9 protein-coding genes and 3 pseudogenes are annotated in these 11,550 nt (G+C 67.8%); 5 read left to right on the forward strand and 7 right to left on the reverse strand.

The window, feature by feature from the left end; genetic code table 11:
- Window positions 1–277 precede the first annotated feature (277 nt).
- Together ACZ3X1_RS36395 and ACZ3X1_RS36400 are read right to left on the reverse strand one after the other, a co-directional pair.
- Window positions 278–1,087 carry a leucine-rich repeat domain-containing protein gene (locus tag ACZ3X1_RS36395; protein WP_467283724.1) on the reverse strand — a complete coding sequence of 270 codons (810 nt, stop codon included), beginning with the start codon at window positions 1,085–1,087 and terminating at the stop codon, window positions 278–280.
- 39 nt (window positions 1,088–1,126) lie between these two features.
- Window positions 1,127–1,534: a DinB/UmuC family translesion DNA polymerase gene (locus ACZ3X1_RS36400; protein WP_467283725.1), complete on the reverse strand. Its 408-nt coding sequence runs from the start codon at window positions 1,532–1,534 to the stop codon at window positions 1,127–1,129.
- Between ACZ3X1_RS36400 and ACZ3X1_RS36405 the strand changes: the two genes are divergently transcribed.
- Window positions 1,454–2,233, forward strand: coding sequence for a site-specific integrase (locus ACZ3X1_RS36405; RefSeq protein WP_467283727.1), 780 nt, complete (start codon window positions 1,454–1,456; stop codon window positions 2,231–2,233). The genes ACZ3X1_RS36400 and ACZ3X1_RS36405 overlap by 81 nt on opposite strands.
- Before the next feature lie 16 nt (window positions 2,234–2,249).
- Window positions 2,250–2,528, forward strand: a pseudogene (locus tag ACZ3X1_RS36410) (helix-turn-helix domain-containing protein); the annotation flags it as partial.
- On the opposite strand, the pseudogene ACZ3X1_RS36415 reads toward ACZ3X1_RS36410, so the two are convergent.
- Window positions 2,526–3,455: pseudogene (locus ACZ3X1_RS36415) on the reverse strand (helix-hairpin-helix domain-containing protein); the annotation flags it as partial. The pseudogenes ACZ3X1_RS36410 and ACZ3X1_RS36415 overlap by 3 nt on opposite strands.
- A 118-nt stretch (window positions 3,456–3,573) precedes the next feature.
- Between ACZ3X1_RS36415 and ACZ3X1_RS36420 the strand changes: the two are divergent.
- Genes ACZ3X1_RS36420 through ACZ3X1_RS36430 form a run of 3 tightly spaced genes read left to right on the forward strand, consistent with a single transcriptional unit; the run spans window position 3,574 to window position 7,735 of the window.
- Window positions 3,574–4,743: a tyrosine-type recombinase/integrase gene (locus tag ACZ3X1_RS36420; RefSeq protein ID WP_467283729.1), complete on the forward strand. Its 1,170-nt coding sequence runs from the start codon at window positions 3,574–3,576 to the stop codon at window positions 4,741–4,743.
- A complete protein-coding gene (locus ACZ3X1_RS36425; protein WP_467283731.1) occupies window positions 4,740–7,220 on the forward strand; it encodes a tyrosine-type recombinase/integrase in 2,481 nt (826 codons plus the stop codon). The genes ACZ3X1_RS36420 and ACZ3X1_RS36425 overlap by 4 nt, the downstream gene beginning before the upstream one ends.
- A gap of 8 nt (window positions 7,221–7,228) precedes the next feature.
- The gene (locus ACZ3X1_RS36430; protein WP_467283733.1) at window positions 7,229–7,735 is read left to right on the forward strand and encodes a DUF6262 family protein; all 507 of its coding nucleotides are present in this window, start codon (window positions 7,229–7,231) and stop codon (window positions 7,733–7,735) included.
- 94 nt (window positions 7,736–7,829) lie between these two features.
- Here the strand turns inward: ACZ3X1_RS36430 and ACZ3X1_RS36435 are convergent, their stop codons facing one another.
- The 4 genes and pseudogenes from ACZ3X1_RS36435 to ACZ3X1_RS36450 all read right to left on the reverse strand — a co-directional run bounded on the left by ACZ3X1_RS36435 (window position 7,830) and on the right by ACZ3X1_RS36450 (window position 11,309).
- Window positions 7,830–8,459, reverse strand: coding sequence for a class I SAM-dependent methyltransferase (locus tag ACZ3X1_RS36435; RefSeq protein WP_467283735.1), 630 nt, complete (start codon window positions 8,457–8,459; stop codon window positions 7,830–7,832).
- A 190-nt stretch (window positions 8,460–8,649) separates the two neighbouring features.
- Window positions 8,650–9,138: pseudogene (locus ACZ3X1_RS36440) on the reverse strand (DNA polymerase III subunit alpha); the annotation flags it as partial.
- A 180-nt stretch (window positions 9,139–9,318) separates the two neighbouring features.
- A complete protein-coding gene (locus ACZ3X1_RS36445; RefSeq protein ID WP_467283738.1) occupies window positions 9,319–10,011 on the reverse strand; it encodes a hypothetical protein in 693 nt (230 codons plus the stop codon).
- Window positions 10,012–10,541: 530 nt separating this feature from the next.
- Window positions 10,542–11,309 carry a hypothetical protein gene (locus ACZ3X1_RS36450; RefSeq protein ID WP_467283740.1) on the reverse strand — a complete coding sequence of 256 codons (768 nt, stop codon included), beginning with the start codon at window positions 11,307–11,309 and terminating at the stop codon, window positions 10,542–10,544.
- Between the last annotated feature and the right edge of the window lie 241 nt (window positions 11,310–11,550).

Raw genomic sequence — 11,550 nt, forward strand, 5'->3', positions numbered from 1 at the left:
GTTCCGCATCCTGCGGAGACCGGCCCGCCAGGGCGGATCGGCGGGTTGCCGCAGAGTTCCATGCGGGGAACGACCCTCCTGGAACAGGGCAGCCGCCGGGGGATCCGGCCGCAGTCCGGGCAGTGGTCCGCCAGCAGCCTCTGGTGTCGCGTGCAGGTGTCGACGGTCACGTATTTCCCCATCGCGAGCGTCAGCTTTCCCGCCCAGACGTTCGACCCGTCGTCACACCATCGTGGTCGTTTCTCGACCGACCGGGGGTGAGGCGAGGTTCGGCTGATCAGTCCCAGTCGGACGCCGGCTGGTCGACTCGGCCGCCTTTGTGGGGTGTGGGGATGTAGTCGCGAGCACCGCCAGGCAGCGCGGCAACACACGTCGCCGAGCAAGCGTTGACCAGCAGGGGCAGTACGTCAGTGGCCACGCGCAGTGAGATCCACACCTGATTGAGTCCGCGCTGTTCGATCGGGCGGTCGCAGACACTGCAGCTGTGGATGACGGTGGCGCCCCACCGTCGGGGATCCAGGTTTCCCGGATCGAGGTCCGCAACGGAGCCCGAGGAAGGCTGTAGCCGCGGGAACGGCGGTCGCAGCTTGTAGTTGCCGAACAACGCGCGCGTGCTCACCGTGCTGCGGGTCAGCTTCCGGCACCGGGTGATCTCGTAAGGGAACCAGTGCAGCCGGTAGGAGGTGTAGGGGGTGAACTCCTCCAGGCTGGTCATGGCCCCGATCTCGGGTGGGAGCCGGACCAGATTGCTGCCGTAGAGCACGAGGTGCTTGACCGCCGTCAGCTGGGCGAGGCTCCGTGGCAGGGTGATGATCTGCCGCCGCTCTTCCGGGCTGAGCCCGGTCAGGGGGCGAAACTCTTCGCGCCCGTCGGCGGCGGCCTCGTCGATCAGCTCCAGCAGGTGGCGCCAGCCCGAAGCGGAGGTGTCCTGCCGCTCGGCGTGGAGTCCGACTCGGGCTCGCGGATGCGGCCTGGACTGGTCGAAGCACGAGCACGCGTCCTGGCGGGTACCCCGCCGCTCCGTGGCCGGGTCCGACGTATCGCCCCAGCGGTTCACATTGAGCCCCGGCTCTGCCTCGTCCGTCATGGCGCCAAGATACGGAGGTTGCTGCAGGCCGTCTCAGGATTATCCGGACGGGAGCACAGACGACACCCATCGCCGTGCTCGAACGTTTGGCTGGGGAACCTGATGCTGCTGATGGGGAATTGCGTGGAGTTCCACATCGCTGGCGTCGAGGGTGAGTTGCTGGGTGGCTTGGCTCGCCGGTCGTAGGTCGTGGGCGCGCAGGCTGATGGTGCGGACGCGGGCGCGCTGGAGGGCGAGCAGGTCGTAGAGCTCGTAGGCGGTCGTGGCGATCGGCCTGGTGTGGGCGGTGGCTTCGGTGAGGGTGCGGCTGCGGATGCTGGTGCTGAGGTCGGCGTAGCGGACGGACACGGCCAGTCCGCCCGCGGCTTGCTGTCCGTCGCGCAGGCGGGCGGCGACCTCTTCGGCCAGATCGAGCAGCGTTCGGCGGTGTTCGGCCGGCCACGCCACCGCGGGGACTTCGGCCTGCGCATCCCTCCCTCGGCCCGGGCAACCAAGGAGTTCTTCGCCTCCTGGCGGGAGTCCCTGCCCTCTGCCCGGAAGTACCCGGTGGCCGCCCGCAACTACGTGTTGGGCAAGCTCACCTACATCTCGGGCGTGCGCGCCGCAGAGCTCTGCAGCGTCCGGATCGGAGACATCCACTGGGAGAACGGCCAGTGGGGCCGCTTCCTCGTACGCGGCAAGGGCTCGCAAGGCTCCGGCCCTCGAGAGCGAGAAGCATTCCTCTTCCAAGAGGGACGGGACCTGCTGTGGTGGTACATCGAAGACATTCGTGGCGAGTTCTGCGACGACCCCAGCGACCCGCACGCACCCCTCTTCCCATCCGAGCGCGTGCCGAGCGCGATCGCCGCGCTGAACCTGCCCGTGGCGCCGTTCCTGGTGCCAGACACCTTCCGCAAGGTGCTCAAAGAGGCATCCAAACAGCACCTCAAGGGCACGCTCACGGAACTCCACCCGCATCTGCTCCGTCACGCCTGCGCAACCCACAACTACGAGGCAGGTATGCCACTTTGGGACGTCCAAGTTCTGTTGGGGCATACCTGGGCGTCCATCACGGTCGGCTACCTCGCCACAGCGAAGGGCGACCCGGAGCGGCAGAGTCTGGAGTCTTCCCGGCGAGCAGTTCGCCGGCTGAGTTGGGAGTCGTGAACCGTTAAAATGGAACCTGCGCTGGGCCGCTGCCCGCCGCGACATCTGGCGGCCCACCCAGTTGCTCGCCGCCTTCCAAGAGGTCGGCTTCAACCCATCGCTGAGCAAGACCGCGGCCCTGTGGTCAAGCAAACCCATCACAATCCGGCTCGACGATCTGGACATGATCTGCACCGCCTTGGAGTGCACGGTCGCAGATTTGATGGAGGCCGAGCCGGTCGCCGTCGCGCAACGGCCCGAGAACGAGCAGCGCGCCGTCGGCGAAAACGGGAGCATGGAGCGGGTCCGTCCGCTGGAGGCTGTTGCAGGGCTGGCCGGCCGTGATCCGGGCGACCTGGTCCTCGCTGATCCCCTTCACCGACGACATCGACAGCCGCACCCCCCACACCCCGGGCTCGGTCTGCTCGATGCGGTAGTCGGGCTGGGAGTGGTTGATGTCGACGTTCAGGACGGGGACGTGGTGGCGGCGGGCGTCGGAGACGATGACCCGCGGCGGCCACATGCCGGGGTCGTGTTCCAGCAGGCCCGCGTACAGGGCGGCCGGGTGGTGGGCCTTGAGCCAAGCCGACTGCAGGGCGCGAACCGCGAAGGCGACGGCGTGGGCGCGGCAGAACCCGTAGGCGCCGAATCCCTTGATGATCTCCCACACCTCGTCGAGGACGGCGGGTGCGTAGCCGCGGCCGCGGGCCTCGCCCTTGAACCAGGCCTCCACCTGCGGCAGGCGCTCCCCGTCGGCGAGCGCGCGGCGGGCGACCTCGGCCAGCGCCCGGTCGCAGCCGGTCAGGACGGCGAACATGTCGATGATCTGTTCGTGCCAGATCGTGACCTCGTAGGTCGAGGACAGGACCGGGATCAGGTCGGGGTGCGGGTAGTGGGGGGCGGCGCCGTGGCGGGCTGCGATGTAGAGGGCGGGCATGCCGCCCTTGACCGGCCCGGGCCGGAAGAGGCTGATGTCGGCGATGACGTCCTGGACGTCGCGCGGCTGGAGCCGGCCCACCAGGTCCTGCTGGCCCGGCGACTCCAGCTGGAACATCCCGATGGTGTCGCTCTTGCGGATGAGGTCGAAGGCGCCCGGGTCGCCGAGGGGGACATGGTCGGGGTTGTCGAGGTCGATCTGCCGGCCGGAGGTCCGGCGGATCTCCTTGACGGCGTGCGCCATCGCGGACTGCATCCGCACGCCGAGGACGTCGAGCTTGAGCAGGCCGAGGTCCTCGACGTTCTCTGGGGGTTCAGTGAGGGTGGTGTGACGTTGCAGAAGCCCTCTCATAGGGTCCTACTGCAACAGGTCTCAGGGGGTGTGGCTCTGCGGCAGATCGTTGCGATCAAGCCGTGGAGGCAGAGTGAAAGTACGAGCTTTTCGTGTCGTGCTGCCGTCGGGTACCCGGTACTGGACGGTAGTCGACGACGGCTTCGAGGTGGTCAAAGAAGCCGATCAGTTCCTGCGGGAGATCCGGCTGGCGAGGGGGCGAGCGGAGACGACAACTAAGGCGTATGCCGAGGGAGTTGTGCTGTTTCTCCGCTGGTGCATGGTCACGGGGAGGGACTGGAGGACCGCGGCCCGGGAGATGGGGCTATTCATGCTCTGGCTGAAGTGGACGCCGGGCCGCGGCGGCAACGCCCCGGTCGTCGTGCCGGGGCCGGGGGCGAAGCCCGTGCGGGGCGAGATCCGGGTCAACAAGGTGCTGACCGCGGTGCGGATGTTCCTGCTCTACGCCGTGACGAACAAGATGGTGCCGGCCTGGGTGCTGGAGCAGATCTACGAGATCGGCGACTCCCGCGATCTGCCCGAGGAGGCCCAGGGCGAGAGCGGTGGCATGCGGCTGCGGCTGCGTGCTCGCCACCGGGTCCAGGAGCCGGAGACGGACATTGACCGCGCCAGCGACGAGGAGGTCGTGGCGATGTTCCTGGCCTGCCGCTCCGCGCGGGACCGCTTGACGCTGCTGCTCCTGTCACGCGTCGGCCTGCGTCCGGGGCAGGTCGCGGGCCTGCGCCGCAGCGACTCGCATCTGCTGATGGACTCCAGGCCGCTGGGCTGTGGCATCGAGGGCGCCCACGTCCACGTCGCCCGGCGGCAGAACGAGAACGGCGCCTGGTCGAAGTCGAAGAAGGCGTGGGCTATGCCGGTGGACTTCCTCGTGGTGCAGGCTTTTGACCAGTACATGCTGGAGCGTCATGAGCACCTGCCCGCCGGCGACAGCGACTTCCTCCTGGTCAACCTGTTCCGGCCGCCCTACGGCAAGCCGGTGACGACGGACGCGATCGGCGAGCTCTGCGAGTCTTTGTCCCGCCGGGCTCGCCTGGGGCGGATGATCACGCCGCGGATGTGTCGCCACGCAATGGCCAGTAACGTCGCGGACGCTGGCGGCAGTCTGGACGAGGTCCAGGCCCTCCTCGGCCAGAAGAATCCCCACTCGCCGAGTCCCTATCTGCACCCGAGTCGCACCCGGCTGCGGGACGCCATCGAGCGGGTTCCCTCTCCCCGTCTGCAGTTCGGGGGCGGCGACCGGTGACCATCCTCCACGCTGTCGTCTCCGCCGCCGAGTCCCCGCCAGACGAGCTCGCTGATCCTCTGCGCAAGGCCATCAGTCCGGATTTTCTGCAGCTCATGGGTTGGGATCCGCAGGTCAGGCTGTTGTTCATCCCGCGTGGCCACCCGCAGTTCAGCGCACCGGAGTGCCTGGTCTCGGGCTGCGACAAGATGGTCTACTACGCGTTCCAGCAGGGCCTCTGCGTCGGCTGCATGAGGCGGTGGGAGAAGAGCGGACAGAGCATCGAGGAGTTCGCCAGAACCGCGAAGCGGATCTGGCGGGCCATCGGCGAGGTTCCCTGCACGGTTCCTGAGTGCGGCCGGCCCAGCAATGGCCTGTCCAATCCGCTCTGCACGGCTCACCTCTATCAGCAGAAACGCATCTACAAGATCCCGATTTCGGAGTTCGTACAGCATCCCAATGTCGTCCCCTTGGAGACCTTCGGGACCTGTCACGTCGCCGCGTGTCACCGGCAACGGCAGAGTCCGGCCGGCTACTGCCCCGCGCACGCTCAGCGCCGCCGGGAAGCGGTCCGCAAGGGAACTCTGGGCGACGAGGAGCACTGGCGCCGGACCACGAACGCGATCTCCCAGAACGGCGTGATCAGTCTGCGTGGCCTGCCGGACCGGGTGGTGCACGAGATCCTCTACGGCCTGCAGGAACGCGTTGCTGAGGGCGTTATGCAGAAGGACTACATCCTGCGGCCGCTCTGCGACCTGGCCCGTTCGCAACAGGTCACCACGCTCACCGAACTCGACCTGAGTCAGGTCAACCACACGACGGCAGGCGCCGCCAAGGGCATCCTCAAGCACCTCGGGCGCTTCGGCCTGACCCCCGAGACCGAGCGGCACAAGGACATCTGGTCCGGCTACGTGTTCGGCCTGGACGGCAACCTCTACTTCGGCAAGATCAGTCAGCTCTGGCTGCGTGAGTCCACGAAGGCCTGGGCCCTGGACGACATTCCCAAGCGGCGAGGCAAGAGCCGGGCGGCCGTCCAGTCGCACATCAACGCCATCGTCCAGCTCTCGGACAGCCTGCGGCTGAACCGGCCCGATCACGGCGACGACGTTCGTGCCGTCACACGCGATGACGTGACGGCCTTTCTGAACCGGCTACGGTTTCTGAACGAACAAGACGAGATCAGCGGATACACCCACGTCCGCGTGGTCCGATATGCCCGACGTCTGCTGAACCGGGTGCGAACCCTGGGCCTCACCCAGCGCGACCAGCCCTTGCACGGGATCTGCGAGACCTTCGGCCTGCACGCCGAGGACGTGCCGGACGACCCCGAGGACAGCGAGGCCGGCAAGGACCTACCAGCCGAGGTGATGACGCAGCTCTGCCAGCACCTCGACGGCCTCGAGGCCACGGGATCCTCCGAGATCCGCACTGCGGTCGAGCTGATCATCGACACCGGTCGCCGCCCCTCGGAGATCTGCCGGCTTCCCTACGACTGCCTCGAGCGGGACGAGGACGGCAAGCTGACGCTGGTCTACGACAACCACAAGTCGGCCCGAAAGGCCCGTCGCCTGCCCATCAGTGGCGAGACCGGCGCCGTGATCACCGCTCAGCAGGAACGAGTGCGGGTACGGTTTCCGAACGCTCCCACCGGCCAGCTCAAGCTGCTGCCCGCCGTATTGACCAACGCGACGGGCACCAAGCCGGTCACGCCTGAATGGCTCGCCTCCCGTCACCGCGCTTGGGTCGAGTCGCTGCCCGAGTTCCTGGTTCCCACGGTGGTCACGATCAGGGGCCGCCAGGTCACCAAGATGCTGCCGTTCGACAAGGCGAAGATCTTTCCCTATGCCTACCGGCACACCTACGCTCAGCGCCATGCTGACGCCGGCGTCGCTCCCGATGCCCTGCAGTCGCTCATGGACCATCGCCAGCTGACGACCACTCAGCAGTACTACCGTGTCGGCGAGACCCGCAAGCGTGAGGCCGTGGAGCGGGTCACCGCGATGCAGCTCGACCGGAACGGCAATCGCGTCTGGCGCAAGGCCCAGGCCCTGCTCGACTCCGAGCACGCCCGCCGGGCCATCGGGGAGGTCCAGGTCCCCTACGGGCTCTGCACCGAACCTACCAACGTCCAGGCTGGCGGGCACGACTGTCCCGTCAGATTCCGCTGCGTCGGCTGTGATCACTTCCGCACGGACGTCTCCTACCTCCCTGACCTGGAGGCATACCTCGCCGATCTCCTCCGTGGCCGCGAACGTCTCGCCGCCTTCGCCGCCGATTCGTGGGCGAAGGCCGAGGCCATGCCTTCCGACGAGGAGATCACTCGGGTCCGCCGCCTGGTCAAACGTGTCCGGGAGGACCTGGAGGACCTCACCGAGGAGGACCGGATTCAGATCAAGGAAGCCGTCATCATGGTTCGCCGCACACGCCGCGTCGTCTCACTCGGTCTGCCCCGCGTTGGGCCGCCCGAGGATCTCCGCCCTGAAAGGCCCGCAGGATGACCAACCCCATGATCGAGGGCAAGCGCGCCGAGTCGACTCGCCGCCGCGAGCGCGTCCTCAAGGCCATCGACGCCGCCGCCAAGAGCGGCGGGGACATCACCGTCTCCGGGCTCGCCAGAGCCGCTCGGGTTGATCGCACCTTCCTCTATCGCCATCGCGACCTGCTCGAACGCGTCCACGCCGCCGCCCACACCCCCGTTGAGGAGGGCCGAATTGCGGCGGTCAGCCGGGCTTCGCTGCAGACCGACCTCACGAACGCGCTGGAACGCAACAAGCGTCTCGCGGCACGGGTCCGCCAGCTGGAGAGCCGCCTGTCTTCCCAGCTCGGCGATGCCATCTGGGCCGAATCCGGCCTTGGCGCACCCGTCGACATCGACCAACTCCAGCGTCGCATCGCCCTCCTCGAGCAGGAGGTCGCTGCCAAGCAAGGCGAACTCGACGAGCGGACAGAGGAGTTGGAAGCGGCTCGGGCGGCGAACCGGGAGTTGACCCGGGCCCTGAACCACCGGCCTTGATCACGACTGGCCACTGTCCGATCTGATCGGTCAGGTAACCCCACGGCGGTTCTCGGCGGCCTTCGGCCGCCGAGAACCGATCACGGGACCGTCCCTAGGGGCGGCGGGCCAGCAAGTGGGCGTCGAGGAAGCCCCGCTCGGAGGCCGGGTCGTGGAGCAGCCGGGCGAACGTGACGAGCCCAGCTCCGGCCAGCAACTCGGCGAACCGGTCCACCGGCCAGCTATAGGCGGGCGTCACCTTGTGGTCGAAGCGGACCGGCTCCGATCCGTCAGTCGCGAAGAACGAGACCAGGAGCAGGCCCCCTGGTACCAGAACACGCACCTGCTCGGCGAGCAGCGCGGGCAATTCCCCAGGCGGGGTATGAATCATCGAGTAGTGGGCCAGCATGCCGCCGAGCGTTCCGTCCTCGACCGGCAGGGCCTCCATCCTCGCCTCGTCGAACCGCAGCGCCGGATGGGCCCGCCGGGCGTGGTCGACCATGGCTGGGGAGAGGTCGAGCCCGAAAGCGTCCAGCCCGAGGTCGTGCAGCATGGCCGTCAGATGTCCCGGCCCGCACCCGACGTCGGCTGCCCGCAGGTTCCCCGTCTCACGCACCAGCTCGGCGAAGGTGCCGATCATGTTCCGCGAGAACGGATGCGTCTCCAACCGATTAGCGAACAGCGATGCATACAGCTCGACGACCCCGTCATAGGCCGCCCTGGTCTCGTCCTGGTGTTCCACCACGGGAGAGAAGCTAACACCCGCACACATGCGCAGCTTCTCCCACCCTGCGCCGGCCTCCACCCCCAGAGACTGACTGTCCGGTCACATGATTACGAACAGGCCCTATCACCACAGGTGTCGTGATGCGTAGACTCACCTACCAGGTCGCTGAGCTGCATCAACGTGAGACAGACCCCACGGCAACAGCCTCGACCCCCAGAGAATCGACGTCCTCCTTGTCGGCCTGCACCATCGGGTACTGGCCGCCCGGGGTCGGCTGCACCGGCAACCTGTCCAGCAGCGTCGAGTCGGACAGGATCACCCCGCACGGATGCATCGCGATCCCCCGCGGCAGCGCGTCCAGGCCCGCGGCGAGTTCCCACAGCGGATCGAACGAGTTGGCCTCGGCGGCGAGCTGCTTCAGCTCCGGGAGCGTGGTCAGCGCGTCGCGGATGTCGCAGGCCCGGATGTGCGGGAACGACTTCGCGATCCGGTCGACGACCTGCGGCGCGACGCCGAGGGCGAGGCCGGTGCCCCTGAGGGCGTGCCGGGCCCGGTAGGTCTCCGGCATCCCGGTCACCGCGACCCGCTCGAGCCCGAACCGCTCGATGATCCGGTCGTAGACCTCCAGTCGGCGCGCGGACTCCACATCGACGTCGATGTCCGGCAGCGACGACCTGCGCACCGACAGGAAAGGTTCTTTACCGACCGGCGAGCCCACCGGGACGTGCTCAACCTGGTGCGATGCGTCGCGGTCATGTCAGGGATGGCCTGCTTCCTTCTCGGATGTCGGGCCGCAGGTAGGCACCCTGAGCCTCGCGGCCACCCGGCGTCACGGCATGCCCGCGCCGTGACGCCCCGGCTGCACACTGCGGACGGGCTACGTCATCAACTCGATGTGCGGATGCTCGGGCTCCGCCGGGCAGACGAACAGGTGCTGCCGGTAGCCGCTGCCTATCTGGACACCGGTCGCGTTGTAGCCGCGGTGGCCGGGGTACGGTCCAGCACCTGGGTGGGGGTGCGGAGACCAGCTGTTCCCGGCGTCGTCCCCTTCCTCGAACGTGGCGACGGTCATCAGGACCTCCATGCCGGTGCCGCACTCGGAGCAGGGCTGCGAGCTGGGGTCGGTGGAGTTCCAAGCGGGCCAGCCGCCGACCTTCCAGCCGGGTGCGTTGGACAGCACACAGTCGTAGTACGTGTCCGGGTCCATGTCTTCCTCTGCTGCCTGGGGCACACTCCACTGCTTGAGCTGCTCCCGCAGTTCTTCGCTCAGCTCTAGATGGTCGGGGTACTCGGTGATCTGCTCCGGTTCGAGCACGCACGGTTCCGGTAGATAGCCGTCGAACTGCACTGCGGGCGGCTCGGGGGGCGTGTCGAGGATGTCGGTGACGGCGGCTGCCGAACGCCAGAAGAGCAGGGTCCTGGGCATGATCGGATGATCGAAGGGGCACCACAGAACCTGCAGCAGGTCCTTGCCCTCCGGCGGACTCAGATCGGGCACATCCCGTACGTACAGCTGCGCGACGGGCAGCATCGCTATGGGGCCGTCGTACGCCTGGACCGCCAGCCTCACCGGATACGTCCGAGGGGGTCGGATCCGCTCGAGAGTCTCCCGTTCCTCTGGAGTCAGGTCCCGGCCGTGCGAGGCGGCGAAGATCCGTCGTTCCAGCCGCAAATCCGCTGGGGACTGGGCTGGGTTGATGCCATCCACCACATGCGGTTCCTCGCAGTGCGGCCACGGCTCCTCAGCGGGCCACAGCAGCGGCCCACCGATCGAGCTGTCGTGCCACGTCGGCGCCCCAGGGCGGGGGTGCAGGCGGGTCGCCGTGCGGGCCAGCGGAGCCAGTTGGGGAAAGACCGCGGCAACGTCGATCGGCCGTGGCGGAGTGACAGGAGTGACATTCATGGCCGCAATCTTGCCAATCGCCTCTGACAACGGCCCCCGTGGCCGCCCCGCGAAGAGTTGCGGCACGGGCGCAACCCGGGAGAGTGCTACCGCCGTTGCCGGGTGGAGCTATCCAGACACCTCGCGGCACCAAGCCGTCAAGTCGGGACAGCGGGCACGAGCTCACTGTTCGATTTCGAGGGCCCTGCCGGTGGTCATCAGAGAGCGTCCTTGGTGTGGCCTCGGGCGAAGTCCCATGGGGCGGGTGCATTGGCGGCCTCGTACTCGTCTGCGATGCCGAAGAGACTCCTGCATCCTGGGCATTCCGCCCGGCCGAACAGGTGCGTCAGGCCCCAGGCGAGCCGTTGCTGGCCATCCCGTACGGCCGACTCGTGCAACATCCTCCCGGTGCCGGTCAGCTCGTGCGGGACGGCTGGCCGGAGGGGGACCTGGTGGACATCCCCCAGATTCCAGTCCCGGATCGAGGAGTAGCAGCCGTAGTCGCCGACCGCGATCGTCACCGGTGCGTCGCAGTGCGGACACGCGACAGTGACGAACGAATCGGTGAAGTCGTCCAGGGCCTCGAACCACAAGGTCTGGCCGTCGAACGCGAGCATGGCCCGCAGCCAGCTCAGGTAGATCTTCCCGTCCAGGCCAGACCGCAGCCGGGCGGCGGCCATGGCGCGAAGCTCGGCCAAGGTCGCCGCACAGCGGGCGACTTCTTCGTCCGCGCCGTGAGGTTGAAGGAGGCCACCCGCTATGGCTCCGGCCAGATCGAGCGCCCAGTCCCCGGCGTCCTCGGTCTTCGCGATGTCCGCGAGCCGCGGCAGTGCGGCGATGCTCGCCGGGGTGATCGTCCCCTGGTGGCACAAGCGCCCCCAAAGCCAGTCGATGGCCTCCTGGTCACGACCGATGGCTCGGTCCAGCAGCCCGGGTATCGCGTGTGCCGGGCCGTAGGCGTCGTGGAGTGTGGACCAGTCGATCATCCGGTGATTCAAGCACGCTGCGGAGCGACCTCTGGGGGCGGTGAGTCATGAGCTGGATCACCTATGCCACCGCCAGTGCTGGGGCCTGCGGCGCCGGGAATGCGGTGTGCTCATCGCGGCGGTTCTTGAGGCAGTGGTGGAGCTGGCCTAGTACTGCAACGGTACTTGCTGTGATGGTTTGTTGGCTTCTGGTGGTGTGTGACCGCGTCGTTTGTAGTGGCTGACACGTGCCTGGAACTGT

Source organism: Streptomyces sp. NPDC023541, from assembly GCF_055559995.1.